General features: G+C 47.0%; 27 protein-coding genes and 1 rRNA gene. 15 read left to right on the forward strand and 13 right to left on the reverse strand.

What is annotated here, in order from left to right; genetic code table 11:
- Window positions 1-64, reverse strand: a 16S ribosomal RNA gene (locus D8S93_RS20025); the annotation flags it as partial.
- Between the two features lie 506 nt (window positions 65-570).
- Here D8S93_RS20025 and D8S93_RS20035 point away from each other — a divergent pair.
- A complete protein-coding gene (locus D8S93_RS20035) occupies window positions 571-1,119 on the forward strand; it encodes a gamma carbonic anhydrase family protein (RefSeq protein WP_005394003.1) in 549 nt (182 codons plus the stop codon).
- 7 nt (window positions 1,120-1,126) lie between these two features.
- On the opposite strand, the gene D8S93_RS20040 is transcribed toward D8S93_RS20035, so the two are convergent.
- The 4 genes from D8S93_RS20040 to D8S93_RS20055 form a co-directional block, all read right to left on the reverse strand.
- A complete protein-coding gene (locus D8S93_RS20040; protein WP_005497408.1) occupies window positions 1,127-1,390 on the reverse strand; it encodes a DUF1488 domain-containing protein in 264 nt (87 codons plus the stop codon).
- Window positions 1,391-1,393: 3 nt separating this feature from the next.
- Complete coding sequence (gene aroE, locus D8S93_RS20045) at window positions 1,394-2,227, reverse strand: shikimate dehydrogenase (RefSeq protein WP_015297507.1); 834 nt, start codon at window positions 2,225-2,227, stop codon at window positions 1,394-1,396.
- 101 nt (window positions 2,228-2,328) lie between these two features.
- The gene (hemF, locus tag D8S93_RS20050; protein WP_152815081.1) at window positions 2,329-3,246 is read right to left on the reverse strand and encodes an oxygen-dependent coproporphyrinogen oxidase; all 918 of its coding nucleotides are present in this window, start codon (window positions 3,244-3,246) and stop codon (window positions 2,329-2,331) included.
- A 47-nt stretch (window positions 3,247-3,293) separates the two neighbouring features.
- Window positions 3,294-3,851 (reverse strand): L-threonylcarbamoyladenylate synthase, encoded by a 558-nt coding sequence (locus D8S93_RS20055; protein WP_005394015.1) that lies wholly within the window; start codon window positions 3,849-3,851, stop codon window positions 3,294-3,296.
- A 199-nt stretch (window positions 3,852-4,050) separates the two neighbouring features.
- Between D8S93_RS20055 and purE the strand changes: the two genes are divergently transcribed.
- Both purE and D8S93_RS20065 read left to right on the forward strand, forming a co-directional pair.
- The gene (gene purE, locus D8S93_RS20060; RefSeq protein WP_005394016.1) at window positions 4,051-4,536 is read left to right on the forward strand and encodes a 5-(carboxyamino)imidazole ribonucleotide mutase; all 486 of its coding nucleotides are present in this window, start codon (window positions 4,051-4,053) and stop codon (window positions 4,534-4,536) included.
- Between the two features lie 4 nt (window positions 4,537-4,540).
- The gene (locus D8S93_RS20065; RefSeq protein ID WP_152815084.1) at window positions 4,541-5,668 is read left to right on the forward strand and encodes a 5-(carboxyamino)imidazole ribonucleotide synthase; all 1,128 of its coding nucleotides are present in this window, start codon (window positions 4,541-4,543) and stop codon (window positions 5,666-5,668) included.
- A 69-nt stretch (window positions 5,669-5,737) separates the two neighbouring features.
- Here the strand turns inward: D8S93_RS20065 and D8S93_RS20070 are convergent, their stop codons facing one another.
- The 4 genes from D8S93_RS20070 to D8S93_RS20090 form a co-directional block, all read right to left on the reverse strand.
- A complete protein-coding gene (locus D8S93_RS20070) occupies window positions 5,738-6,307 on the reverse strand; it encodes a type I DNA topoisomerase (protein ID WP_152815087.1) in 570 nt (189 codons plus the stop codon).
- 76 nt (window positions 6,308-6,383) lie between these two features.
- Window positions 6,384-6,863, reverse strand: coding sequence for a DUF494 family protein (locus tag D8S93_RS20080; RefSeq protein WP_005379074.1), 480 nt, complete (start codon window positions 6,861-6,863; stop codon window positions 6,384-6,386).
- Window positions 6,864-6,865: 2 nt separating this feature from the next.
- Window positions 6,866-7,975: a DNA-processing protein DprA gene (gene dprA, locus D8S93_RS20085; RefSeq protein ID WP_152815093.1), complete on the reverse strand. Its 1,110-nt coding sequence runs from the start codon at window positions 7,973-7,975 to the stop codon at window positions 6,866-6,868.
- Between the two features lie 10 nt (window positions 7,976-7,985).
- Window positions 7,986-9,053 (reverse strand): LysM peptidoglycan-binding domain-containing protein, encoded by a 1,068-nt coding sequence (locus D8S93_RS20090; RefSeq protein ID WP_152815096.1) that lies wholly within the window; start codon window positions 9,051-9,053, stop codon window positions 7,986-7,988.
- Window positions 9,054-9,191: 138 nt separating this feature from the next.
- Here D8S93_RS20090 and def point away from each other — a divergent pair, with 138 nt between their 5' ends.
- The 6 genes from def (at window position 9,192) to D8S93_RS20120 (ending at window position 15,561) form a co-directional block, all read left to right on the forward strand.
- A complete protein-coding gene (def, locus tag D8S93_RS20095) occupies window positions 9,192-9,710 on the forward strand; it encodes a peptide deformylase (protein WP_005379068.1) in 519 nt (172 codons plus the stop codon).
- A 33-nt stretch (window positions 9,711-9,743) separates the two neighbouring features.
- Window positions 9,744-10,691 carry a methionyl-tRNA formyltransferase gene (fmt, locus tag D8S93_RS20100; protein ID WP_152815098.1) on the forward strand — a complete coding sequence of 316 codons (948 nt, stop codon included), beginning with the start codon at window positions 9,744-9,746 and terminating at the stop codon, window positions 10,689-10,691.
- An 80-nt stretch (window positions 10,692-10,771) separates the two neighbouring features.
- On the forward strand, window positions 10,772-12,055 hold the full coding sequence (gene rsmB, locus D8S93_RS20105) for a 16S rRNA (cytosine(967)-C(5))-methyltransferase RsmB (protein ID WP_152815101.1): 1,284 nt from the start codon (window positions 10,772-10,774) through the stop codon (window positions 12,053-12,055).
- Between the two features lie 64 nt (window positions 12,056-12,119).
- A complete protein-coding gene (gene trkA, locus D8S93_RS20110; RefSeq protein WP_005394041.1) occupies window positions 12,120-13,496 on the forward strand; it encodes a Trk system potassium transporter TrkA in 1,377 nt (458 codons plus the stop codon).
- Between the two features lie 9 nt (window positions 13,497-13,505).
- Window positions 13,506-14,951 carry a TrkH family potassium uptake protein gene (locus D8S93_RS20115; RefSeq protein WP_152815104.1) on the forward strand — a complete coding sequence of 482 codons (1,446 nt, stop codon included), beginning with the start codon at window positions 13,506-13,508 and terminating at the stop codon, window positions 14,949-14,951.
- Window positions 14,952-14,976: 25 nt separating this feature from the next.
- Window positions 14,977-15,561: a DUF3157 family protein gene (locus tag D8S93_RS20120; protein ID WP_193621653.1), complete on the forward strand. Its 585-nt coding sequence runs from the start codon at window positions 14,977-14,979 to the stop codon at window positions 15,559-15,561.
- A 38-nt stretch (window positions 15,562-15,599) separates the two neighbouring features.
- On the opposite strand, the gene trhA is transcribed toward D8S93_RS20120, so the two are convergent.
- Window positions 15,600-16,253, reverse strand: a complete 654-nt coding sequence (gene trhA, locus D8S93_RS20125) for a PAQR family membrane homeostasis protein TrhA (RefSeq protein WP_193621654.1) — start codon at window positions 16,251-16,253, stop codon at window positions 15,600-15,602.
- 70 nt (window positions 16,254-16,323) lie between these two features.
- Window positions 16,324-17,130: a sporulation protein gene (locus tag D8S93_RS20130; RefSeq protein ID WP_005394045.1), complete on the reverse strand. Its 807-nt coding sequence runs from the start codon at window positions 17,128-17,130 to the stop codon at window positions 16,324-16,326.
- A gap of 296 nt (window positions 17,131-17,426) precedes the next feature.
- Here D8S93_RS20130 and D8S93_RS20135 point away from each other — a divergent pair, with 296 nt between their 5' ends.
- The 5 genes from D8S93_RS20135 to D8S93_RS20155 all read left to right on the forward strand — a co-directional run bounded on the left by D8S93_RS20135 (window position 17,427) and on the right by D8S93_RS20155 (window position 21,439).
- Window positions 17,427-17,594 carry a hypothetical protein gene (locus tag D8S93_RS20135; protein WP_005379043.1) on the forward strand — a complete coding sequence of 56 codons (168 nt, stop codon included), beginning with the start codon at window positions 17,427-17,429 and terminating at the stop codon, window positions 17,592-17,594.
- Between the two features lie 166 nt (window positions 17,595-17,760).
- The gene (locus D8S93_RS20140; protein ID WP_048625604.1) at window positions 17,761-18,027 is read left to right on the forward strand and encodes a YihD family protein; all 267 of its coding nucleotides are present in this window, start codon (window positions 17,761-17,763) and stop codon (window positions 18,025-18,027) included.
- Between the two features lie 313 nt (window positions 18,028-18,340).
- A complete protein-coding gene (gene ccoG, locus D8S93_RS20145; RefSeq protein WP_152815113.1) occupies window positions 18,341-19,762 on the forward strand; it encodes a cytochrome c oxidase accessory protein CcoG in 1,422 nt (473 codons plus the stop codon).
- 53 nt (window positions 19,763-19,815) lie between these two features.
- On the forward strand, window positions 19,816-20,802 hold the full coding sequence (locus D8S93_RS20150; protein ID WP_074190074.1) for a serine/threonine protein kinase: 987 nt from the start codon (window positions 19,816-19,818) through the stop codon (window positions 20,800-20,802).
- A 34-nt stretch (window positions 20,803-20,836) separates the two neighbouring features.
- Window positions 20,837-21,439 (forward strand): thiol:disulfide interchange protein DsbA/DsbL, encoded by a 603-nt coding sequence (locus D8S93_RS20155; RefSeq protein WP_005379036.1) that lies wholly within the window; start codon window positions 20,837-20,839, stop codon window positions 21,437-21,439.
- A 46-nt stretch (window positions 21,440-21,485) separates the two neighbouring features.
- On the opposite strand, the gene D8S93_RS20160 is transcribed toward D8S93_RS20155, so the two are convergent.
- Window positions 21,486-22,364 carry an acyltransferase gene (locus D8S93_RS20160; RefSeq protein WP_046874593.1) on the reverse strand — a complete coding sequence of 293 codons (879 nt, stop codon included), beginning with the start codon at window positions 22,362-22,364 and terminating at the stop codon, window positions 21,486-21,488.
- A gap of 149 nt (window positions 22,365-22,513) precedes the next feature.
- Between D8S93_RS20160 and D8S93_RS20165 the strand changes: the two genes are divergently transcribed.
- A complete protein-coding gene (locus D8S93_RS20165) occupies window positions 22,514-23,470 on the forward strand; it encodes a DUF2860 domain-containing protein (protein WP_152815116.1) in 957 nt (318 codons plus the stop codon).
- 57 nt (window positions 23,471-23,527) lie between these two features.
- On the opposite strand, the gene D8S93_RS20170 is transcribed toward D8S93_RS20165, so the two are convergent.
- On the reverse strand, window positions 23,528-25,051 hold the full coding sequence (locus D8S93_RS20170; RefSeq protein ID WP_152815119.1) for a YifB family Mg chelatase-like AAA ATPase: 1,524 nt from the start codon (window positions 25,049-25,051) through the stop codon (window positions 23,528-23,530).
- Window positions 25,052-25,285 lie beyond the last annotated feature (234 nt).

Here is a 25,285-nt window from a genome sequence, read left to right on the forward strand (position 1 = left end):
CGACTTGCATGTGTTAGGCCTGCCGCCAGCGTTCAATCTGAGCCATGATCAAACTCTTCAATTTAAGATTTTGTCGGCTCAATGAATACTGAACATTACATAAAGTAATGTTTGAATTGACTGTGCTGAATCCGAAGATTCAATGGTCACTTCGTTTCATTGAAACCTAATTTGATACCGAGGTATCTAATTGGATTATCATCAACGAGTGCCCACACAGATTGATAGGTCTATATTGTTAAAGAGCTTTCCTGTTGAGCTTTGCTCAAAACAGGACGGCCATTTTAGCGAGTTAAAGTTTAGTGTCAATCACTTTTTTCAAACTTTCTTCAAGCGTTTCCGCTTGGCTAACTTGGCTTGCTAACTTGGCTTCTTACTTTCGAAACTTAAGCTTCGAAGCGTTGCCGTGTCAGCGAGGTGGCATTATAGAGATTGCGATCACATTGGCAAGCCCTTTTTCACGTTTTTTTTGATTTTTTTATCGTTTGGGTGTTTTTTATTCTAAAAGGCGAGTTTTCACTACTATTCTACCTCCATGTCCCCTGTACTCGCCCCTAATAAGGAGAAAAGATGAGCTCAATTAGAAGCTACAAAGGTATAAAGCCTCAACTTGGTGAGCGTGTTTACGTTGACTCAACTTCAGTGTTAGTCGGAGATATCCGTATTGGGGACGATTCTAGCATTTGGCCATTAGTAGCGGCACGAGGCGATGTGAACCACATTCACATTGGTGATCGAACGAATATTCAAGATGGTAGTGTTTTGCATGTCACCCATAAGAACGCCGAAAACCCAAACGGCTACCCACTTATCATTGGCAATGACGTTACGATTGGCCACAAAGTGATGCTGCACGGTTGTGAGATCCACGATCGTGTATTGGTTGGTATGGGGGCGATTGTTTTAGATGCTGTCGTTATTGAATCAGAGGTGATGATTGGAGCGGGCAGTTTAGTACCGCCAGGAAAGAGATTAGAAAGCGGTTATCTTTATGTCGGTAGTCCAGTGAAACAAGCTCGCCCTCTATCAGAGACAGAACGAGCTTTTTTACAAAAGTCAGCCAATAACTATGTTCAAAACAAAAACGACTACTTACATGAAGTAGAAGACTTGAACTAAAGGTCTGTTAACCAATGATGATATGGCCTTCTTCATTGAAGGCTTCATCTTCTATTAACTCTTCTGCTATTTCTTCCAGATCAAATCGGTAGTCAATAAAAGCGGCGATCACGGCCTGCTCCGTATCTAACTCTGAGCCAGATAACTTTTCTAACTTTTGTTTCGTCACAAAGCATTCTATTAGCGCACCAGATTGTTGCGCCGCAAAGTTTACTGATTGTGATACTTCATCCCATGATTGCATGTCTGGGAATAAGATGGATTGATTCATCGCTTATTGACCTTCAAGGTTCTTTCTTAATTCACGCAAAATCTGTTTGGCCCCAGGACGAAGACCGCGCCATAACATAAAACTCTCAGCAGCTTGGCCAACTAACATACCTAAACCATCATAAGCATGTGCCGCACCGTGTTGCTTAGCCCATTGGTTAAATGTGGTATCACCTTTGCCATACATCATGTCGTAGCTTGTACTATTGGCGGCGAACACCGAGGAAGAGATCGCAGGTAACTCACCACTCAATGATGCAGACGTAGAGTTGATTATGACATCGAACTCTTCAGCAATGGTATTCATCTCTTTTGCTGTAACAGGGCCATACGCAGAAAACAATTCTGCCAATTCTTCGGCTTTGGAAAATGTACGATTAGTTATCGTTAGAGATGTTGGTTTTTGATCGAGCAATGGTTTAATCACTCCTCGAGCGGCACCACCAGCCCCTATGATCAGGATACGTGCGCCTTCTAAAACGACTTGATGTTGCAACAAGTCCTGCACTAAGCCTGCACCATCAGTGTTATCACCAATGATTTCACCATCATCAAGCTTCTTAAGTGTATTCACTGCTCCAGCAAGCTGAGCACGCTCGGTCAAACGGCTAGCAAATTGATAGGCATCTTCTTTAAAAGGCAAGGTCACGTTACAGCCTTTGCCGCCGTCAGCAAAAAATGCTTTCGCCGCCTCGATAAATCCACCCACAGGCGCACACTCTGCGGTGTATGTTAGGGACTGATTAGTTTGACGAGCAAAGAGTGTATGGATAAATGGCGACTTGCTGTGCCCGATAGGGTTACCAAACACGGCGTAACGATCGATTTGCGGGGTCATGTCCTTACCTTTATTCCTTACTTAGATATAGAGAAAACAGGGCCATCTGATTACAGATGACCCTATCACTATCTATCTATATAGAAAAGGAGATTCCGTGCTTACCATTCGCGTGGTTTCAGGTATCGCTCGTAAAGTTCGGCTTCAGGCGTTCCTGCTTCTGGTTCGTAGCGGTACTCCCATCGCGCTAACGGCGGCATCGACATCAGAATCGACTCGGTACGCCCACCACTTTGTAAACCGAATAAAGTGCCACGGTCGTACACTAAGTTGAACTCAACATAACGACCACGACGGTAAAGTTGGAATTCACGTTCGCGCTCGCCATATTCGATGTCTTTACGACGAGACACGATCGGCAAATAAGCTTGGCAATAGCCTTCACCCACCGCTTTGATGTAATCAAAACACTTATCAAACTCCCAGTGATTCAAATCATCAAAGAACAAACCACCAACACCACGAGTTTCATTTCGATGTGGCAAGAAGAAGTACTTATCACACCACGCTTTGTGTTCTGCATATACTTCTTCACCAAATGGGGCACAGATTGCCTTAGCTGTATCGTGCCATGACTGACAATCTTCTTCGAAAGGATAGAAAGGAGTCAGGTCGAAACCACCACCAAACCACCAAATTGGCTCTTCGCCCTCTTTCTCTGCGATAAAGAAACGCACATTCGCATGAGAAGTTGGGACGTAAGGGTTTTTGGGATGGATAACCAAAGAGACCCCCATCGCTTCAAAGCGGCGACCCGCTAGCTCCGGACGATGAGCCGTCGCAGATGCTGGCATTTCTTTCCCTTCCACATGCGAGAAGTTCACCCCACCTTGCTCGAAAACAAGACCATCACGCAGAACACGTGAGCGCCCACCGCCACCAAGACGTTCGCCCGGTTCACGATGCCATGCATCTTCGACAAAGACGGCCTTTCCATCTTCTTGTTCTAACTGCTGACAAATGGAGTCCTGAAGTGACATCAGGAACTGCTTTACGGCGTGCTTATCGATTGCTGACATACGTTATTACCTATTACGTGATACCGGTTGATGACTGGCAAGCAGGGTTAGCCCTGTCTTAATATTTGTGAAGTCTTGGCGTCACGAATCTCGCTGGGTTTATCACGACCGCTGGTTTCACCACGAAGAATGGCCACCAGCTTGTCACCCAATTGCTCTTCGACTTCTTCCGTGGTCATACACGGTGGCAAGCCGGAAAGATTCGCGCTGGTAGAGGTTAACGGCTTTCCGAATGCATTACACATTTTTTGAACCAAAGGATGATCAGTCACACGAACCGCAATTGAATCAAACTGCCCTGAAACCCAGTTGGATACTTTATCGCTCGCTGGCATGATCCAAGTGTATGGGCCTGGCCAAGTAGCATGAACAGTCTGTAATTGTTCTTCAGTCAACTGAGATTCATCAATATACGGCAAGAGCTGCTCATAACTTGCAGCGATCAGAATCAGCCCTTTTTCCACCGGGCGCTGCTTGAGCTCCAGCAGTTTTTGAATTGCTTCTGGGTTATCTGGATCGCATCCGACACCAAAAACCCCTTCTGTTGGGTAGGCAATCACTTCGCCTTGTTGTAGTGCGTTGAGCACTTGTTCAAAGTTATCCACCGATTACTTCCTGATTGTCTGACTGTATTATTTTCACTAAGTGTACAAATATTCATTCTCAGACACTAAAGCAATTTTTTTATAAAATGTATCAATAGCCTCAACAACAAGACGCAAACGTTTGCTTGAGATAAAAATCCCCGTATAATGCGCACAAATTTATCAGCTCACCTAATTTTGCAGCTTGAAGGAGTTTGAGATGAAAGTCGGTATCATCATGGGTTCTAAATCCGATTGGCCAACCATGAAACTAGCAGCAGACATGCTGGATCAATTTGGCGTGTCTTACGAAACAAAGGTGGTGTCAGCTCACCGTACTCCTCAACTATTAGCCGATTACGCTAGCAGCGCGAAAGAACGCGGCATCAAAGTGATCATCGCAGGTGCCGGTGGTGCAGCTCACCTACCGGGAATGGCGGCAGCCTTCACCAGTTTGCCTGTACTTGGCGTTCCGGTTCAATCTCGCGCACTAAAAGGCATGGACTCTCTGCTATCTATTGTACAAATGCCAAAAGGCATTGCCGTCGGTACGTTAGCGATTGGCGAAGCGGGCGCTGCAAACGCAGGCATCTTAGCGGCACAAATCCTAGGCACTCATGACGAAAGCATCATGGCGAAGGTAGAAGCGTTCCGCAATGAACAGACGGAAACCGTACTGGCTAACCCAAATCCAGCTGAGGATTAATCAGATGCATGTACTGGTTCTTGGTGCGGGTCAATTGGCTCGAATGATGTCTCTGGCTGGTGCGCCACTGAATATTCAAATTTCAGCTTACGATGTCGGTAGCGGTAACGTTGTCCATCCTCTTACCCAACAGGTGCTTGGTCATGGTTTGGAAAATGCCATTGAACAAGTGGATGCGATCACCGCAGAATTCGAACATATTCCTCACGATGTACTCGACATCTGTGAATTAAGTGGCAAGTTCCTCCCTAGTACCGCAGCCATCAAAGCAGGTGGTGATCGCCGTATTGAAAAAGCACTGCTTGATGATGCTGGCGTGCGCAACGCGAAATACTACGTGATTGAAACTCGTGAAGACTTTGAGCGCGCAATTGAACACGTTGGTATGCCAATGGTTCTGAAAAGTGCATTGGGAGGTTACGATGGTAAAGGTCAATGGCGCTTAAAAGAAGCTTCTCAAGTCGATGACATTTGGACTGAGATGGCAGAGTGCATCGCGGCAACACCAACTCAAGCGATTGTTGCTGAAGAGTTTGTTCCTTTTAACCGCGAAGTATCACTAGTTGGTGCTCGAAGCAAAGATGGCTGCGTTGAAGTGTACCCTCTAGCAGAAAACGTTCACATCAATGGCGTACTGAGCTTATCCACCGCAATTGATGCGCCAGAACTGCAAGCCCAAGCCAAGCAGATGCTCACGGCCGTCGCAGATAGCCTAGATTACGTTGGTGTATTGGCGCTCGAATTCTTTGATGTCGATGGCACGCTGCTAGTGAATGAGATTGCCCCACGAGTGCACAACTCTGGTCACTGGACACAGCAAGGTGCAGAAACCTGTCAGTTCGAGAACCACCTGCGCGCCGTATGCGGCTTGCCGTTAGGCAGCACCAAACTGATTCGCGAAACCTCGATGGTGAATATTCTTGGTGAAGATACGTTGCCAGAAGCGCTTCTCGCCATGGATGGTTGTCACATCCATTGGTACGGCAAAGAGAAGCGTGAAGGGCGAAAAATGGGTCACATCAACGTATGTGGTGACTACCCAGGAGAATTGCACCGTAGGTTGTGCGCTCTCTCGGATGCCTTAGATCCAATGGCATTCCCAGCCGTGCACGAGTTTGCGAAACAAGCGTAACGCTAAAATCTAGCCCCAAAAACCACAAAGGGTCGCACGATGCGACCCTTTTTAATTCCTTTGATGTATTTACCCTTGCTGAGTGTGCTGGCACTTACGGTTGGCACATTGCAATTTCACACCACTGGCGAGTTTCTTCTCCACCAACAACGTAAAACCACATTCTTCGCATATCCCTTTAACCGGAGGGAGATTCACTGCAAATTTGCATTTAGGGTAGTTATCACATGCGTAGAAAGTTTTACCAAAGCGCGTCTTACGTTCAACTAAATGACCTTTACCACATTCAGGACACGCGTGTTTCTCTTGCGGCTGCTTTTCTGGCTCAGGTTGATTAATCGACTCAATATGATGGCAAGCCGGATAGTTACTGCAACCAACAAACATGCCATAACGCCCTTGCCGTAATACCAACTCGTTACCACAATCTGGACAAGGAACACCAAGCTCTTTGACGATGTGTCCATCATTGTTGTGCAGGGCTTTGATGTAATCACAGCTTGGGTAGTGGCTACAGCCAAGAAAGGGACCGTGTTTGCCATGTTTGAGGATCAATTCACTGCCACATTTAGGACACGGCTCGTGTTCCAAAGCGTGTTCATGGGCAGAGAAAAGGGTGTTGTCGATTTTACTACTCATACTTACCGTTTCGTGAAAAACACACAAAAAGACAAGCTCGCGTTTATTCTAGCTAAACTCGAACTTGCCCAGATGGTTAGTGAAGAATCCCTTGTTCCTTGGTGTACAACAGCTCTTCCATTAGCGTGTAAGCGTTTTCGTTGCCAGGCACATTAAACAGCACCATCAGAATGATCCATTTGAGGTCTTCAAGCTCAAACTCACTCGTTTCTAATCCCATCACTCGGTCAATCACCATTTCGCGAGTTTCTGTGGTTAACACATTGATTTGCTCGAGAAACAATAGAAATCCTCGGCATTCCAAATCTAAACGCTGCATCTCTTTCGCTGTGTAGATACGAGTTGATGACGAAGCCATGCAAGTCGAGATTGCAGAAGAGGTGTCACTTTGCTGCAATGCGGCAAGCTCTTCTAACCAGACAAGGGCTTTGTAGATATCTTTTTGTTGGAAGCCTGCACGAAGCAACTCTTCTTCCAACTCGTCTTGTTCGACCTGTAACTCTGCATCGCTATGGATGTAGGTTTCGAATAGATACATCAGTATATCCATCATCATAGCTAGCCCCTCCCCTTTCGAATATAGCCACCTGAAACCGCAACGACATGCCCAGAGAGTTCTAACTCTAAGAGCTGCATCATGACTTCTTGGACAGGTATATTGGTCCTGTTTGCAAGAATATCAACCGGTGTAGCTTCACTTCCTACGTTAGCTAACAGCTGAGGAAATGGCAATTCTTCTTCTTCATTTAACGTAGAAAATAAATCGGTACTCTGATTAATAGACCAATCAAGCAAGGACTGTATTTCATCTAAGACATCTTTCGTCTTTTCTACGAGGCAAGCGCCATGACGTATCAACTGGTTTCCACCGCAGGCATTGGGGGCATTGATTGACGCTGGCAGCGCAAATACTTCTCGACCTTGCTCAAGCGCGTAACGAGCTGTAATTAACGAGCCGCTCTTTTTCGCCGCCTCGACGACCAGTACACCAAGCGATAATCCACTAATAATACGATTACGACGCGGGAAGTTTTCTGGGCGCGGCTTGGCATTAGGCCGAAACTCAGACACCAAAGCCCCGTGTTCAATAACACGTTGCGCTAAACTACGATGGCGTGCTGGATAAATATTTGCTAAACCAGATCCTAGCACCGCAATCGTCTTACCACCCGCTTGCAACGCACCATCATGCGCATGACCATCAATGCCTAAAGCGAGACCACTGGTGACAATAAAATCGTGCTGAACAAATTCTGCGGCAAAGTGGCGTGCATGCTGTAAGCCATCAATACTCGCATTTCGGCTGCCAACCATTGCTATCTGTGGCTGCGAAAGACAAGTAGAATTTCCTTGAACAAAAAGTAGAGGTGGCGGCGCAACGATTTGTTTGAGTTGAGGTGGATAAAGCGGGTCAGTCAGTGTCAGGATATGATGATTTGTAGAAGCCTCAAGCCAACTTAAACAGGCATCAACTTCTTTATCTGTTGAAGCCCAAGCTTGAATTTGCTTGGTTGTTAACCCAAGTTGTTGTAGCTGTTCGGGAGAGAAGTTTACGATGTTACGCGGCGTGTCTCTTGCCAGTAGCTTATTCATTTTGACCCCGCCAATGCCTGGTAAACAACTCAGTTTTAACCAGGCAGCGAGATCATCGTTATTTCGTCGATTCATCGATGGTTAATTAGTTCGCCAACGGTGACACCACCGAAACATCTTGGTTAATGGGTTTCGTACTGTTAGTGATCAGTGCCAAGCTAAAGTACTGATACGGACGAATCACAAGCAATTCGCCAACTTTACTCTGTGGCAGAGTAATTTTCTTATCAAGCACGCCAAACTCTTTCTTGAACTCATCGCCGTCTTTGTAAACTGGGTGCGCGTCTTCTTTTAAATCAAACACACTGCCTTGTTTCAGATTGTCTGACGTGCCTTTATCAATCACCACGACTTGGTTAGTTGAACTAAAGCGAATACCTTCGATATTGCCCAGCAACTTTGCAGAACTGCCTTGTGGCGACGGCATAGGGTAGAACGTTGTTGTGAAGTCAGTGTTCTCGACTGATTGATTTGGCAACGCGATATCGTTACGCAGGATTTCTTGCAATTGAGACGTGATCTTCAAACCAGAATAATCGCTCGAAGCTTCAACGAGCTCACCTTTGGCAATCAAACGCAGCGCGGTGATCTCTTTAGACACATCGTCACGCGAGAACGTTTCTACTGGTCGGTAAATAGCCCAGCCTGTCGCGGTCTGCTTGCCATCGATGTACAGCACATCTTCTGCTGTCAGATACTTACTGCCTTTGCTGCTACCCATCACTTTTGCTGCACTATTCAACGCATCTTGATCCAGCAATCGATCCGATTTGAGGTACGGCATCACCAAACCTTCAGCAACAGTTGGCACCGCTTTCTTTTCTGTGATGCGTGCTTTCGGGCTCAGCTTCTTTACCGGTTTTAGGCTCAATACGGGCTGACCGTTAATCCACACCAAAGACAGCTTGTCTCCGGGATAAATTAAATGAGGGTTGTCGATTTCCGGGTTTACTTGCCATAAACGAGGCCACAACCACGGGCTATCCAAGTACATGGCCGAAATATCCCATAGCGTATCGCCCTTCACGACTACATATGTTTGTGGCGCATCATCTTTAACAGTCAGTGGTTTCGCATCCACATTTGCTACAGCGTTGAAAGAGAAAAGTAACGGCAACGTAACACTGGCAACGTTGCGGAAAATTCGATTCATGACCCTCGTCCTTGGTCTATTAAGCAGGAACCAGAATGGAAATTGGTGCAAGGATGCTGTCATTTAGGCTATAAAATGTCTAGAATTGAGCCAACAAGGTTTGTGCTGTTTCGGCACAGTTCAATATTTCGAGTGAATATGTCTGTATTACAAGTATTAACATTCCCGGATGATCGCCTGCGCACAGTCGCAAAGCCTGTTGAAGCGGTGACGCCTGAGATTCAAAAAATCGTCGATGACATGATTGAAACCATGTACGACGAAGAAGGTATTGGCCTTGCTGCAACGCAGGTTGATATCCACAAACGTATCGTAGTGATTGATATTTCAGAAACTCGCGATGAGCCGATGGTGCTAATCAACCCTGAGATTCTGGAAAAGCGTGGCGAAGATGGCATCGAAGAAGGCTGTCTGTCGGTACCAGGTGCACGCGCACTTGTGCCTCGCGCTGCAGAAGTTACCGTTAAAGCACTGGATCGTGATGGCAAAGAGTTCACCTTTGAAGCCGACGACCTGCTAGCGATTTGTGTTCAACACGAGCTTGATCACCTACAAGGTAAGCTATTCGTGGATTACCTATCGCCACTGAAACGCAAACGCATTCAGGACAAGCTAGCAAAAATCAAACGCTTTAACGAGAAGCAGCAAAACGCTTAATCTCGAACCATACCAATTAGAAGGAAGCCTACCTTGAGTCAGTCTTTACGTATTGTCTTTGCAGGTACTCCGGATTTCGCCGCCCGTCACTTGGCGGCGTTGTTGTCTTCGGAGCATGAAGTCATCGCGGTTTACACAAACCCAGATCGTCCAGCGGGTCGTGGCAAGAAATTGGCTGCGCCACCGGTAAAACAACTGGCGCTGGAACACAACATCCCGGTTTACCAACCTGAAAGCTTTAAGTCCGACGAAGCGAAACAAGAACTTGCCGATCTGAACGCCGATCTCATGGTTGTCGTGGCGTACGGTATGCTACTGCCACAAGCGGTTCTTGATACCCCTAAACTGGGTTGTATCAACGTACATGGTTCTATCCTACCTCGTTGGCGTGGTGCGGCTCCAATCCAACGCTCTATTTGGGCGGGCGATGCAGAAACGGGCGTGACCATCATGCAGATGGACATCGGTCTCGACACTGGTGATATGCTGAAGATTGCAACTCTGCCAATCGAAGCGACAGATACCAGCGCTTCAATGTACGAAAAATTGGCTGAGCTTGGCCCAGAAGCCCTGATGGACTGCTTAGCCGACATTGCTGCGGGTAAAGCAGTGCCAGTGAAGCAAGACGATGAGCTAGCGAACTACGCGAAAAAACTCAGCAAAGAAGAAGCACGCATTAACTGGAACGACGATGCGGCTCACATTGAGCGCTGCGTTCGTGCATTTAACCCATGGCCAATGAGCCACTTTGAGGCGGCAGAAAATAGCATCAAAGTATGGCAAAGCCGTGTGGCAGAGCAAACCAGTGACAAGCCAGCCGGCACCATCGTGCAAGCAGATAAAACCGGTATCTATGTTGCGACAGGCAACGGCGTACTGGTGCTAGAGCAACTGCAAGTTCCTGGCAAAAAAGCTATGTCAGTTCAGGATATTCTGAACTCACGTGCAGCTTGGTTTGAAGTCGGCACTCTGCTGGTTTAAGCCATACTAGGGGTTATCATCCCCAATAATACGAACTTTTAGAGGGCAGAGATGCCCTCCTTTACTTTAAGGTACTCATCATGAATGTTCGCGCTGCGGCTGCTAACGTCCTGTATCTTGTCGTCGACAAGGGCCACTCACTTTCAAGCGCTCTTCCAGCGGCTCAACAAACGGTACGACCTCGTGACCACGCTCTGCTACAAGAGATTTGTTACGGTACGCTACGTTACCTACCTCGCCTAGAAATGATTGCAAACCAGTTGATGGATAAGCCGCTCAAAGGCAAACAACGTGTATTCCATCACCTAATTCTGGTTGGTATTTACCAACTTAGCTTCATGCGCATTCCTGCGCACGCAGCTGTCGGTGAAACGGTTGAAGGCACTAAAGAGCTGAAGGGTCCTCGTCTGCGTGGTTTGATTAACGCTGTATTGCGTAACTACCAGCGCAACCAAGAAGAACTCGACCAAATGGCCGTCAGCAACAACGCTGGCAAGTACGGTCACCCAAGCTGGTTACTAAAACTGTTGCAAGAGGCCTACCCACAGCAATGGGAAAGCATTGTTGAAGCGAACAACCAAAAAGCACCAATGTGGCTGCGTGTGAACCATCAACACCACACTCGTGATGAATACCTTGCGCTGCTCAAAAATGAAAACATTGATAGCACGCCACACACAGAAGCAATGGACGCCATAAAATTGGCCGCACCATGTGACGTGATGAAGCTACCTGGTTTTGATAAAGGTTGGGTTTCGGTACAAGATGCGGCAGCGCAGCTTTCGATCAACTATCTAAAACCACAAGACGGCGAACTGATTTTAGATTGCTGTGCTGCGCCAGGTGGCAAGACTGCGCACATTCTAGAGCGCACGTCGGGCAGTGAAGTGGTCGCGATTGACTGCGACGACACACGCTTGAAACGTGTGCATGAAAACCTGAAGCGTCTCAACCTTCAGGCAAAAGTGGTTTGCGGTGATGCGCGTAATCCACAAGAATGGTGGCAAGGCGAGCAATTTGATCGCATTTTGCTGGATGCCCCATGTTCTGCGACTGGCGTGATTCGTCGTCACCCAGACATCAAATGGCTACGTCGTGCAGACGACATCGCCGCATTAGCAGAGCTACAAAGTGAAATTTTTGATGCCATGTGGACGCAACTGAAACCCGGCGGCACAATGGTTTACGCGACTTGTTCAATCACACCGCAAGAAAACGTGGAGCAAGTAAAAGCGTTTTTAGCACGTACCGCGGATGCGCAACTGCTGGATTCTGATCCCGACCAGCCTGGTCGTCAAATTCTACCAGGCGAAGAAGATATGGATGGTTTCTACTACGCAGTGCTAACTAAAACACACGCGTAACAGCATGCTAAATAGGGCGATTGGAGTGATTTCAATCGCCTTTTTCAGATAACGAGAAAAGAGTATGAAGATCATTATTCTTGGTGCAGGTCAGGTTGGCGGCACACTGGCAGAAAACCTAGTGGGTGAAAACAACGACATCACCATCGTCGACAACAATGCCGACCGACTGCGTGAATTGCAGGACAAATACGACCTGCGTGTGGTCAATGGCCATGCGAGCCACCCTGACGTGCTGCACGAAGCTGGTGCGCAAGACGCCGATATGCTCGTCGCAGTAACCAACACTGATGAAACCAACATGGCCGCCTGTCAGGTCGCGTTCACTCTATTCAACACCCCAAACCGCGTTGCACGTATTCGCTCTCCAGAATACTTGGCAGAAAAAGAAGCCCTGTTTAAATCTGGCGCCATTCCTGTCGATCACCTTATCGCCCCAGAAGAACTCGTTACGAGCTACATCGAACGTCTGATCCAATACCCGGGCGCGCTGCAAGTGGTGAGCTTTGCTGAACAGAAAGTCAGCCTAGTGGCGGTGAAAGCCTACTATGGTGGCCCGCTTGTGGGTAATGCGCTGTCTGCTTTGCGTGAGCACATGCCGCACATCGATACCCGTGTGGCGGCGATTTTCCGTCAAGGTCGCCCGATTCGTCCGCAAGGTACCACCATCATTGAAGCCGATGATGAAGTGTTCTTCGTCGCCGCAAGTAATCATATTCGCTCAGTGATGAGTGAGCTTCAGCGCCTAGAAAAACCGTACCGCCGCATCATGATTGTTGGCGGGGGTAACATCGGTGCCAGTCTCGCAAAGCGCTTAGAACAAAACTACAGCGTGAAGCTGATTGAACGTAACTACCAACGTGCAGAAAAACTGTCAGAAGAGCTAGAAAACACCATCGTGTTCTGCGGCGACGCGGCAGACCAAGAGCTTCTCTCGGAAGAGAACATCGACCAAGTCGACGTCTTCATCGCGCTGACCAACGAAGATGAAACCAACATCATGTCTGCGATGTTGGCAAAACGCATGGGCGCGAAAAAAGTAATGGTGCTGATCCAACGTGGCGCTTATGTAGATCTGGTACAAGGCGGCGTAATTGATGTGGCGATCTCACCACAACAAGCGACCATTTCCGCCTTGCTGACACACGTTCGTCGCGCTGATATCGTGAACGTATCCTCACTTCGCCGCGGCGCTGCGGAAGCCATTGAAGCCGTCGCTCACGGTGATGAAAGTACATCCAAAGTTGTTGGACGTGCGATTGGAGATATTAAGCTCCCACCTGGGACCACCATTGGTGCTATCGTTCGTGGCGAAGAAGTCCTTATTGCCCACGACCGTACGGTCATCGAGCAGGATGACCATGTGGTGATGTTCCTGGTCAACAAAAAATACGTATCAGACGTCGAAGCGCTATTCCAGCCGAGTCCATTCTTCCTCTAGGATTTTCCTATGGTCAACTTACGTCCCGTACTATTTGTTATCGGGCTGGTTTTATCCAAACTGGCCCTTTTTATGTACGTGCCGACTTTGGTCGCTTTCTTCACTGGTACGGGGGGATTTCTCGATTTCGCCCAAGCCGTTGTGATCACGCACCTTGCCGCTTTCATTTGTTTGACGATCGGTCGAACCGCCAAGTTCAAACTCAGCGTACGCGATATGTTCCTTATCACCAGTTTGGTTTGGACCATCGCCAGTGCGTTTGCCGCCTTGCCGTTTGTGTTCATCAACCACATCAGCTTCACTGACGCCTACTTTGAAACCATGTCAGGCATTACTACCACTGGTTCCACAGTGCTCAGCGGTTTAGACAACATGGCGCCAAGTATTTTGTTGTGGCGTTCTATCTTGCAGTGGCTTGGGGGGATTGGTTTTATCGTAATGGCGGTGGCGGTGCTACCTATGCTCAATGTCGGTGGTATGAAGCTATTCCAAACCGAATCATCCGATTGGTCGGATAAAAGTAGCCCGAGAGCGAAAACGGTCGCCAAAAACATCGTAGCGGTTTATTTGATGCTTACTGGCTTATGCATTGTGGGCTACTTGGTCACCGGCATGAACCTGTTTGAAGCGATCAACCATGCCTTTACCACGCTATCAACGGGCGGATACTCTACATCTGACGGGTCGATGAACAACTTCTCTAATGGCGCACATTGGGTAGCAACCACCTTTATGTTCCTAGGTGGCTTGCCATTTTTGCTCTTCATCGCCGCGTTACGTAAACGCCGTATTGATGTATTGGTTAACGACGCTCAAGTTCGAGGATTCGCGTACCTGTTCGTTTTCTCAAGCTTAGTGATTTCAGCCTGGTTAGTGATTCGAGATGGATACACCATTTTGGATGCGCTACGAGTGTCGATGTTTAATATCGTCTCTGTCGTCACCACAACCGGCTTTGGCTTAGAGGACTTCACCGCGTGGGGCGCATTACCCACAACTCTTTTTGCCTTCTTAATGATGGCGGGCGCATGTTCGGGGTCAACGTCTGGTGGGATCAAAATCTTCCGTTTCCAAATCGCAATGACACTGCTGAACAAACAGATGATGAAATTGATTCACCCTTCAGGTGTGTTTGTACAGCGCTACAACCAACGCCCAGTGAATGATGACATTGTTCGCTCGGTGGTCGCGTTTGGCTTGATGTTCTTTATCACCATCATCTTTATCGCGGGTTGCTTGAGTGCGCTGGGTTTAGACCCCATCACGAGCATCTCTGGTGCCATCACTGCGGTAGCCAACGTCGGCCCAGGTATGGGAAGCGTGATTGGACCAACGGGTAACTTCGCGCCTCTGCCAGATACCGCCAAGTGGCTCCTGAGCTTTGGCATGTTAATGGGCCGCTTGGAAATTCTGACTATTCTTGTACTGTTCTTCCCTGCGTTTTGGCGCCGTTAAGCAGACACAAATAAAAGGTATAACAATGAAAACATGGATTACTCTGGCGACCCTACTTGCCGCCTCATCCACATACGCCGCTGAAGTCATCACTTTAGCCGATGGTCGAGAAGTGAAGTTAAACGATGACTTTACTTGGGAATACGTCATGAAAAAAACTGCGCAGCAAGCAACAGAGACGCAAGCGACAACAAGTGCGGTTGAAACGATCGCATCTCCCGCAATTGCGACAATTCCAGTGGTGACGAAAACTGTTGGCACTACCGTGGTGGTAAACGCCAAAAAGCCAACCATGCAGCTGTCTGACTCTGGTGTCGACGTACTGATTGGCTCCGCGAGCTATGAAGATGGTGAGCTCGTACTGCCAACATCCATTACCAATCAAAGCTCACAATCGGTGATTCAAGTTGAAGTGGAAGTTCAGGTATTTGATATGTCTGGCCAGCAACTGGCGAAAGAAAAAGTCACGGTTTGGCAATCCATCAAGCGAATGGCGGATACTTACCTGCGACCAAAACAAGCAGAACAGGGTAAAAGCATCAAACTGGCAGTGCCGCAATCTCAGCAATACCAGTTTTCAGCCAAAGTGTTAGAAGTGAAAACTCGTTAAAGTGATAACACATGTTTTGTCGAGTTTATCTCTATCCGTTAGATAGGCTTGACAAAATAATAGATTGCGAAGAAGTGACACACACAACCCGCTAAAACGAAGCCGTGCCAAATCGCATGATTGAATGGAATACGCTTCGCAACGTAGAAAATCACCCCCAGTGAATACACTATCCCACCAGCTGCGAGTAATGTCAGTCCGCCAATATCCAAGTTGATCGCCAACTGATAAATCACAATCAACGACAGCCAGCCCATGACCAAATACGTCATCAAGGAAAGCTTTTTAAATCGGTAAACAAACGCGACTTTCATGATGATGCCGAGTAGAGCAATGGTCCAGATAACAATCATCAAACCAAACGCGAGCGGCGTACGTAAACTCACCAACAAAAAAGGCGTGTAACTGCCAGCAATGAGCAGATAAATGGCGCAGTGATCGAAAGTTTTTAGCCAGCGTTTGGCGTTGGGGTGCGGAATTGCATGATACAGCGTCGAAGCCAAAAATAGCACGATAATACTCGCACCATAGACAGCCATACTGGCCAGCGTCAGCGTATCAGCTTGCTGGTCTATGGCTTTGATTAGCAGCAGTATCAAGCCAACAATACCAAAAATCATCCCAATGCCATGAGTGATGGTATTGGCCAGTTCTTCGCGTTGACTGTATTGCGGTTTCTGCAGTTGAGACATCAATGCGCCTATACTAGAGTTTGAAATTTGCTCTAGTATGGCACATTAGGCTTACACGTGTAAGCTTAAATTAAGACTCATGAACGGCTGTGGTTTGATCGAGATAATTAAGTACAAGCTCGCCCACTTGATCAAGCTTAGTCGTGGCTGGAATGGTCAACTCTCGTTTGAGTTTTCCGCTACCCAGTAAGCTTGCGAGCATGCCACCCTCGCCCTTGCGTGTGCGGTCAACTTCAAACCATAATTTGAGTTCTTGCTCGCTACGATGAGCGACAAATTCTAACTCACGCCACACGCCATGGTATGGCCCGTCAGTCGGCACCATCTCAAATTCTTGCACAAATGGCAGGTCGAACCCTTTTACTTCCTCACACTCCACTTGGCGAATACGCAAACCTTGCGCTTCAAATGCGGATAACACCGCATCCATTAGTGGATCAGGTCGAACGGTGAGGATGTCTTTATCGGTCGGATCTAAAGCAGCAGCAACGTCCAAGCCGGTTTCGAGCCACACTTTGGCGTCACCAATGGTGACAGGCGTATTCCAAGGCACATCGAGCTGAACATCGAAGGTACGCTCTTCGCCGGAATGGATGGTAAACGCATAAGGGAGGCTCCACTTAGCAAGCACATGAGTCTGAGGTACTCGGCGCATGCTGTGTCCTTCTCGCGCACCACGGTCATCAGGAGCTTCCGCGATATAGCGACAACACAGTTTTAAATCGATGTTGTCGATCGCTTGTTCAGTGGCACCACCATAAACATGGATAGACACATCCACACTTTGACCAGGATATAGCACGTCTTGATTTAGGATTGAGTCAACCTTAGCGCTCCCAATCCCAAAGCTGGCAAGTGTCTTCTTCAAAAATGACATAGGCACCTCCTTCGTCGAGATCTCATACTACTACTGCTGATCGAGGGATCAAACAAAAATTGCCTCGATCATCGCGACAAAATGACAAAATCTAAACAATTCAATTGCTCAACTATCGACCAATTATTACAAGGATGCTAATCTTATATGTGATATGCATGCATATCGGTATTCCTGATTCATTAACTGGATTGGCGAGAGCCAGAAGAGTGATTCTTCAATCTTGTTGGAGCCTAGCTCATAATGATTCAGGCCATTACATCGGCAATGGATATGCCTGACAGTTAGGTAAATTAATGCGCCCAACAACAGTCAGGTTCGCACACACTAATACTAGTGCAATGCGCCGCCGCAGTGGCTTTACTACTGCACCAAAGGCAAAGCAAGTTGCGCCAGCAATGACATTGGTTGAGAAGACAGCAATGATGTCGAGTGTTCCGGCCAAAGTTATCAAAGCAGCTTAATCAAAAGCGCGGCGCCAGCTGCGCTTTTTTCTTTGCACGCAACTCAAACCACCTCAACGACTTAGAACAAAACACAGTGAAATAGATAGTTTTTCCTATTTGGTCTTCGCAAAGCAATTTGGTACCTTTACAGCTAATTACACCTATAAATTCTGTGGAGAAAGAAATGAAGTGTCATCGCATTGAAGAGCTGCTTGAGCTACTAGAACCTGAATGGCATAAAGACCAAGAAATGAACCTACTGCAGTTCATCGTGAAGCTAGCGAAAGAAGCAGGCTACGAAGGCAAGCTAGAAGATCTGACCGACGACGTGCTGATCTACCACCTTAAAATGCGTAACAGCAGCAAAGACGAAATGATCCCAGGTCTTAAGAAAGACCAAGAAGATGATTTTAAAACTGCGATTCTGCGCGCTCGTGGCATCATCAAATAACCGGTTCAACAGCCCAGTATTCTTTAAGCGACTCCCTCAAGTGAGTCGCTTTTTTATAACTAAAATTTTTAGTCCCACAATTGGTTATAACTGTTCAGCCAATTATCAGGTTAACTGTACTGACTTTTGTTGTTAAACGTTGACTGCGTTAAAGAAAAGGAATTGTTATTGATTGTATAATCGCCGTTCATCAGTATTTACTAAAATAATTATGTCCGGTCATGATTTATGATAAGGACGAAGTAGCAATGTCATCGAGCGACATCAATAGAAATGACGCCGTACATTATAAAAGCCTAAGAAGGATGAGTGCATGAGTCAGGATAAGATCGATATCAAAGATGTGACTCCTAAAACCTACAACCCCAAGACTCATAAAGGGAATGGGGATCGGTTCAACCCAAGTAATCGCATCTATGTACGCGAAAGCAAAGGGACTTACCAGAAACTGCGTCGTTACGGTGGTTGGTTCTTACTGCTTCTCTTCGCTTTGATACCGTGGATTCCTTACGGTGAACGTCAAGCGATCTTGCTCGATATTGGCAACCAGCAGTTCAACTTTTTCGGTACCACGTTGTATCCGCAAGATCTTACCCTACTCGCCTTGCTATTTGTGATCGCGGCGTTTGGGTTGTTCTTTATTACCACCTTCTTAGGTCGAGTTTGGTGTGGCTATCTCTGCCCACAAACCGTCTGGACCTTCATGTATATCTGGTTTGAAGAGAAGCTAGAGGGCAGCGCCAATAAGCGTCGTAAGCAGGACTCCAATAAGCTAACGGCGAATTTAGCGATGCGCAAAACCATCAAACATATCGCTTGGTTTGCCATTGCGCTCGCCACTGGTTTTACTTTTGTTGGCTACTTCGTTCCAATGAAGCAATTGGTTATCGACTTTTTCACTTTTAACGCCAACTTCTGGCCCGTCTTTTGGATAATGTTCTTTGCCATTTGTACTTATGGTAATGCTGGTTGGATGCGTTCCATCATGTGTATTCACATGTGTCCTTACGCGCGCTTCCAGTCTGCCATGTTTGATAAAGACACCTTCATCGTTGGCTATGATGCAAAACGTGGTGAAAAGCGTGGTCCACGTCCACGCAAAGCCGATCCAAAGCAGCTTGGTTTGGGGGATTGTATTGATTGTGATTTGTGTGTGCAGGTGTGCCCAACAGGTATCGATATTCGTGACGGCTTACAATATGAATGTATTAACTGTGGCGCCTGTATTGATGCGTGTGACAACACCATGGATCGCATGGGTTACGAGAAAGGACTAATCAGTTACACCACCGAGCACCGCTTATCGGGTAAGAGTACCAAAGTCATGCGTCCGAAGCTGCTGGGCTATGGAGCTGTGCTACTGGTCATGATTGGTCTGTTCTTTGCCCAAATCGCAGCGGTAGACCCAGCAGGCATGAGTGTTATTCGCGACCGTAACCAACTGTTCCGCGTTAATAGCTCAGGCGAAGTAGAAAACACCTACACCCTCAAGGTGATCAACAAAACTCAGCAAGTGCAAGAGTACTCGTTAGATGTTGAAGGGCTATCCGATGTAAGCTGGTATGGTAAGCAGACAATTCAGGTACAGCCAGGTGAGGTATTGAACTTACCAATGAGTCTTGGCGCCGAACCTGACAAGCTAAACTCTGCGATTACGACAATTCAGTTTATACTCACCGATAAGAGCAACGAATTCACCATTGAAGTGGAAAGCCGTTTTATTAAAAAACTATAGCGCTACTTCAGTGACTAACGGAAAAAGGCTCAGTAATGAGCCTTTTTGTTTATATGTCCCAAAGTATGTTTAACTTTGACGCCCTTACCCCAGATTTTATGTGGTACGCGTTAGAAAGCATCGGCGTTCGCGCAGAATCAGGCTTTCTTCCCCTCAATAGCTACGAAAACCGTGTTTATCAATTCACTGACGAAGAGCGTCGTCGTTATGTCGTCAAGTTTTACCGCCCTGAACGTTGGAGCAACGAACAGATCCAAGAGGAGCACGACTTCACTTTAGAACTAATTGGAAACGAAATCCCCGTCGCACCACCTGTGCGCATCAACGGTGAAACCCTGCATCACTATCAAGGCTATGCCTTTGCGCTGTTTGAGAGCGTGGGTGGTCGCCAGTACGAGGTTGACAACTTAGATCAGCTCGAAGGTGTAGGGCGTTTCCTTGGGCGCATCCACAAAGTGGGTAGCCGCCAAGCCTTCCAACACCGCCCAACGATTGGCTTGCAAGAATACCTGTATCAACCAAGAGAGATTCTGCAAAACGCCAACATGATTCCAATGCACTTGGAGAACAGCTTCTTCAATGACTTGGATATGCTGATCAAATCGATTGAAAGCCACTGGCAAGAAGGCTTCAATACCATTCGGCTGCATGGCGATTGCCACCCAGGCAACATTTTGTGGCGAGATGGCCCTATGTTTGTTGATTTGGATGACGCTCGTAACGGCCCTGCTGTGCAGGACTTATGGATGCTGCTTAACGGTGAGCGCCAAGACAAACTGATGCAGCTGGATATTGTTTTAGAAGCTTATCAAGAGTTTTGCGACTTTAACCCCGCAGAATTGAAACTAATTGAGCCACTTCGCGGTCTACGAATGGTGCACTATATGGCATGGCTAGCAAAACGTTGGCATGACCCTGCGTTTCCTCTCGCTTTTCCATGGTTTAATGAGCCAAAATACTGGGAAGGTCAGGTCCTTGCATTTAAAGAGCAGATCGCCGCTTTAGAAGAAGCACCGCTGTCTTTAATGCCTCAATGGTAAGTCAGGCCACAAATTCAAAAATGGAGATATTTCGATGAAAAAACTGTTCGCACTGTTTTCTATGCTGATGCTAAGCCTGTCGGCACATGCAGCGCAATTCAAAGAAGGTGAACATTACAAAGTATTGGATCTTGAGGCATCAAAAAAACCTCTTGTGACGGAGTTTTTCTCTTTCTACTGCCCGCACTGTAATAGCTTTGAACCTGTTATCCAGCAACTGAAAAAGCAGTTGCCAGAAGGTACTAAGCTATTAAAAAACCACGTTTCTTTCATGGGTGGCAACATGGGCCCATCAATGAGCAAAGCCTACGCGACCATGGTTGCACTAAAAGTGGAAGACAAAATGGTGCCAGTGATGTTTAACCGCATCCACAATCTAAAGAAGGCGCCACGTAACGATGAAGAGCTTCGCCAAATCTTCCTTGATGAAGGTGTAGACGCGAAAAAATTCGACTCAGCATTCAAAGGCTTTGCGGTTGACTCCATGGTTCGCCGTATGGACAAGCAATTTGAAAACAGCGGTCTAACCGGCGTTCCTGCGGTTATCGTTAACAACAAATACCTAGTTCAAGCACAAAGCATCAAAACAATGGATGAGTACTTCTCTCTGGTGAACTACTTGCTGACACTAAAATAAGCACATCGATATCAATCAAAAGGGGAGCACATCGCTCCCCTTTTGTTTATTTGTAAATCTCTTGTAGTAACCGATCTTTTTCTTGCCACACATCACCCAACCACTGCTGAAATTGTCGCTTATAGGGCTTATCGTTAAAGTAATCACCAAGCACTCGTTCATCGACGGGCAACACATTCACACGCACAACAACCTTGCCCATTCGGCCCATTAATAAATCCTTGAATGGCTTATTTGTATTTTCTGGGTACGCCAGCGTCACATCGATAATGTTCTCGAACTGCTCCCCCATTGCCGCTAACGTGTATGCAATCCCGCCCGATTTTGGTTGCAGCAAATATTGGTAGCTCGTCTTGCTCTTACGCTGTTTTTCTTCGGTAAATCGAGTGCCTTCGACATAATTAACCACTGTGGTTGGGGCATGTTTGAACTTGGCGCACGAGCGACGTGTCGTCTCTAAATCTTGACCTCGTTTGTGCGGGTTGCGGATCAGATACTCTCGCGAATAACGACGCATAAATGGCATGTCGAGCGCCCAACACGCCATCCCAATGAAAGGCACATACAACAGTTGTTGTTTGAGGAAAAACTTCGGCATAGGTATGCGGTCTTTAAACACGCAGCAAAGCACCACAATATCGGTCCAACTGAGATGATTACTGATCAGCAGATACCACCCGTCTTTTTTCAGCGCCTCACCGCCCTGAACATCCCAGTCAACACGGTTAGAAACAGCCAGAATGCCCGCATTAACGGTAGCCCATAACCACATCACCTTGTTAGCACAAGCGGTCGCTTTCGCTTTTAGCTCCACGCTTGGAAGCAATACTTTAAACACAGCGATAATACAAATTGCGAGTGAACACAGCGCAGAATTGAGAATCACAAAAGAAGCGTTAAAAAAAAATAACAAATATGCCAACATGATAGTCAAACAACAGTGATAATGTGTGAAGAATAAAACAGCGTGTAATTATACTGCGCCTTTGCCACATTGGAATATGCGTGGGAATGGTCAGATTTGTTACCTCAACCAATATTTGCACCACTCATTCGACAATAAGGAGATAACGAATGAAACCAAGGCTAATTCTCTTGCCTTTGGCCTTTGTCGTCAGTTCTGCTCAGGCTCAACTCGCTGAAACCGCAGGTTTTGGCGGTGAAATTTCGCTGAATGCCGGATTTGTATCATCAGAATCCAACTTCAATACGGAAAATAGTAACACCATCGATTCTCTCGATAAGCGCGCCGATAGTGACAGCTCCGTTATCGCTGCGCCGCTAGGAAGCATTACTTACACTTTTGGTAACCGACTCAATCACCAAGTGTACGCGGGTACCACACGTTCCGATGTCGCAGTTGGTACACTCGCTTTTCAGCTGGGCTATCAACACGAGTTGCCATCCGGCACCGTGCTCGATATTTCCTATCTACCGACCGTGCTCAAAAGCGAAACTTGGCGTAACCCATATCAAGTCGGAGTCGCCCGTCAAGAAACGGATGTGGACGGCAATGCCTATCGCTTTCAAATCAAGGGATTGATTGATAAAAACTTCAACCTTGATCTCGCTTATGCTGATAAAGACATTGAGCAAGAAGAAGTAACGGACCGTTCACTCGCTCGCGAGGCGAGCCTTTACTACGTTAAAGGTGACTATCGGATTTCACTTAATCAAACATCCATGTTGCAACCGGCGTTTACCTACATTAATCAAGATGCCGACGGTAGTGCGGAATCATTTGATTCGTACGGGTTTGACATCAGTTGGTTTAAATTTATCAACCGCCATCGGTTGGCCCTCACCGCAGGTTATGCATGGAAAGACTATCAAGCCGCTAGCCAAACTTTTGCTAAAACACGAAATGACGACACCGTCAGCCTATTTGCAGCCTATGAATATCAAAACGTATTTGACTGGCAAAACTGGTCGTTCATCTCTTTAGCTGGCTACAGCCAAACGGACTCAAATATCACGTTCTATGATGAGAAAGAGTACCTGTTGTCTCTTGGTCTCAACTACACCTTCTAACGTCCTTCATCGCAACAAGGCACTTACAACACTTGTTGCGGTGATATTTGCACGTCTCTATACCGCTTGCGCCGTGAGTTGTTTCAGTAAGCGATCCATCGCTCGATACCCAAGCGCCTCGGCCAAGTGCGCTCGTTCAATCTGCTCCGCCCCATCAAGATCGGCGATTGTTCGCGCCACTTTGATAATGCGATGATACGCGCGAATCGAAAGCCCCAAACGATGCAAAGCGGTTTCAAGAAACTCCGCATCACTTTTGTGTAAGAGGCAAAACGCCTCGATTTCTCGACTGCCTAACAGTGCATTTACCTTACCGCTGCGGTTCAACATATTGGTACGCGCATGATTCACACGTTCTTTAACGATAGCGGTCGGCTCACCTCGATCACCACCTTCTGCTAATGTCCCTTTGGGCAAAGCTGGGATTTCTAAAGACATATCAAAGCGATCTAACAGTGGTCCAGATAATCGACCAAGGTAGCGCAAAATAGCTTGTGGATTGGTGCGGGCTTGATTGCCTTCGTAATATCCTGTCGGGCTTGGGTTCAATGCTCCAACTAATTGGAAGCGAGCCGGAAAACGTGTTTTACCTTGCGCCCGAGAGATAATGATCTCACCAGATTCGAGCGGTTCGCGTAACGAGTCCAGCACCTTTCGGTCAAATTCGGGCATTTCGTCGAGAAACAACAAGCCGTTGTGGGCTAAAGAAATCTCCCCGGGTCTGGGTACCGAGCCACCGCCAACTAATGCCGCCATTGAACTTGAATGATGCGGAGAACGAAACGGACGCGACTTCCAATTGTGCTCATTAATTTCACTCTGAGTCAACGATGCCACCGAAGCGGTTTCCATTGCTTCTTCGTCACTCATCTCCGGTAGTAAGTCACACAAACGCGAAGCCAACATGGTTTTTCCAGTACCTGGCGGGCCAAGGAAAAGTAAGTTGTGGTTTCCAGCGGCAGCTATCTCCAATGCGCGTTTACCTTGTTGTTGGCCAATAATATCTTGTAAGTCTCGACCATGTTTTTCGACTATTTTGCGCTTAGGCGTTTGAAAAAGATTCAGTCTATGTTGACCACAAAGCTCGGCACATACTTCCAGTAATGATTGGGCCGATTTATGTTGTTCCTTCCCCACCAGCGCCGCCTGATCGCCATTGACATGTGGGACGACCAAATGACGTTGAATCTTACTGGCTTCCAGCGCAGCAGGTAACACACCTTTTACTGGCCTCAGACCACCAGATAGCGCTAACTCGCCAACAAATTCGTAGTTTTTAAGCTTATCTGTCGCGATTTGCTCCGAAGCGGCCAAAATGCCCAATGCGATAGGAAGATCAAAACGCCCTCCCTCTTTGGGCAAATCTGCTGGAGCTAAATTAACGGTGATCCGCTTAGCTGGAAACTGAAAATTAGAATTAATGATCGCGCTACGAACGCGATCTTTGGACTCTTTTACCGTCGTCTCTGGCAGCCCTACCAAGGTAAACCCGGGCATACCATTGCTAATATGAACTTCTACACTAACCGATGGCGCTTGCACCCCGACGCTTGCTCGACTATGAATGATTGCCAGCCCCATACGTTCCTCAATTTATTGAACACTCTGTAAACAAATGTTTTATCTAGTTGGTTATGTTATATACCGCGTCCCAATTGAGAGTTAATGTGAAAAAAGAATGACTTTTTGCTTGTCATGCAGCGGAATTGTGTGATACCACTAATGACGCAAACAATTTCGTAGAACATTACACAACATTTTTTAACGAAAAAAGAACGACAGACAGATGAACCTTTTCGCTCATATCAACGCACT

Source organism: Vibrio sp. VGrn 2, from assembly GCF_009361695.1.
GTDB lineage: Bacteria > Pseudomonadota > Gammaproteobacteria > Enterobacterales > Vibrionaceae > Vibrio > Vibrio diabolicus.

Coding starts and splice junctions, on each gene's coding strand:
- rsmB (WP_152815101.1), top strand. CDS start 10,772: ATGAATGTTCGCGCTGCGGCTGCTAACGTCCTGTATCTTGTCGTCGAC.
- trkA (WP_005394041.1), top strand. CDS start 12,120: ATGAAGATCATTATTCTTGGTGCAGGTCAGGTTGGCGGCACACTGGCA.
- D8S93_RS20130 (WP_005394045.1), bottom strand. CDS start 17,130: ATGTCATTTTTGAAGAAGACACTTGCCAGCTTTGGGATTGGGAGCGCT.
- hemF (WP_152815081.1), bottom strand. CDS start 3,246: ATGTCAGCAATCGATAAGCACGCCGTAAAGCAGTTCCTGATGTCACTT.
- aroE (WP_015297507.1), bottom strand. CDS start 2,227: ATGACCCCGCAAATCGATCGTTACGCCGTGTTTGGTAACCCTATCGGG.
- D8S93_RS20140 (WP_048625604.1), top strand. CDS start 17,761: ATGAAGTGTCATCGCATTGAAGAGCTGCTTGAGCTACTAGAACCTGAA.
- D8S93_RS20090 (WP_152815096.1), bottom strand. CDS start 9,053: ATGAATCGAATTTTCCGCAACGTTGCCAGTGTTACGTTGCCGTTACTT.
- D8S93_RS20160 (WP_046874593.1), bottom strand. CDS start 22,364: ATGTTGGCATATTTGTTATTTTTTTTTAACGCTTCTTTTGTGATTCTC.
- purE (WP_005394016.1), top strand. CDS start 4,051: ATGAAAGTCGGTATCATCATGGGTTCTAAATCCGATTGGCCAACCATG.
- D8S93_RS20165 (WP_152815116.1), top strand. CDS start 22,514: ATGAAACCAAGGCTAATTCTCTTGCCTTTGGCCTTTGTCGTCAGTTCT.
- D8S93_RS20080 (WP_005379074.1), bottom strand. CDS start 6,863: ATGATGATGGATATACTGATGTATCTATTCGAAACCTACATCCATAGC.
- D8S93_RS20155 (WP_005379036.1), top strand. CDS start 20,837: ATGAAAAAACTGTTCGCACTGTTTTCTATGCTGATGCTAAGCCTGTCG.
- D8S93_RS20120 (WP_193621653.1), top strand. CDS start 14,977: ATGAAAACATGGATTACTCTGGCGACCCTACTTGCCGCCTCATCCACA.
- trhA (WP_193621654.1), bottom strand. CDS start 16,253: ATGTCTCAACTGCAGAAACCGCAATACAGTCAACGCGAAGAACTGGCC.
- D8S93_RS20170 (WP_152815119.1), bottom strand. CDS start 25,051: ATGGGGCTGGCAATCATTCATAGTCGAGCAAGCGTCGGGGTGCAAGCG.
- D8S93_RS20135 (WP_005379043.1), top strand. CDS start 17,427: ATGCGCCCAACAACAGTCAGGTTCGCACACACTAATACTAGTGCAATG.
- D8S93_RS20035 (WP_005394003.1), top strand. CDS start 571: ATGAGCTCAATTAGAAGCTACAAAGGTATAAAGCCTCAACTTGGTGAG.
- dprA (WP_152815093.1), bottom strand. CDS start 7,975: ATGAATCGACGAAATAACGATGATCTCGCTGCCTGGTTAAAACTGAGT.
- D8S93_RS20115 (WP_152815104.1), top strand. CDS start 13,506: ATGGTCAACTTACGTCCCGTACTATTTGTTATCGGGCTGGTTTTATCC.
- D8S93_RS20065 (WP_152815084.1), top strand. CDS start 4,541: ATGCATGTACTGGTTCTTGGTGCGGGTCAATTGGCTCGAATGATGTCT.
- D8S93_RS20070 (WP_152815087.1), bottom strand. CDS start 6,307: ATGAGTAGTAAAATCGACAACACCCTTTTCTCTGCCCATGAACACGCT.
- D8S93_RS20150 (WP_074190074.1), top strand. CDS start 19,816: ATGTCCCAAAGTATGTTTAACTTTGACGCCCTTACCCCAGATTTTATG.
- def (WP_005379068.1), top strand. CDS start 9,192: ATGTCTGTATTACAAGTATTAACATTCCCGGATGATCGCCTGCGCACA.
- ccoG (WP_152815113.1), top strand. CDS start 18,341: ATGAGTCAGGATAAGATCGATATCAAAGATGTGACTCCTAAAACCTAC.
- D8S93_RS20040 (WP_005497408.1), bottom strand. CDS start 1,390: ATGAATCAATCCATCTTATTCCCAGACATGCAATCATGGGATGAAGTA.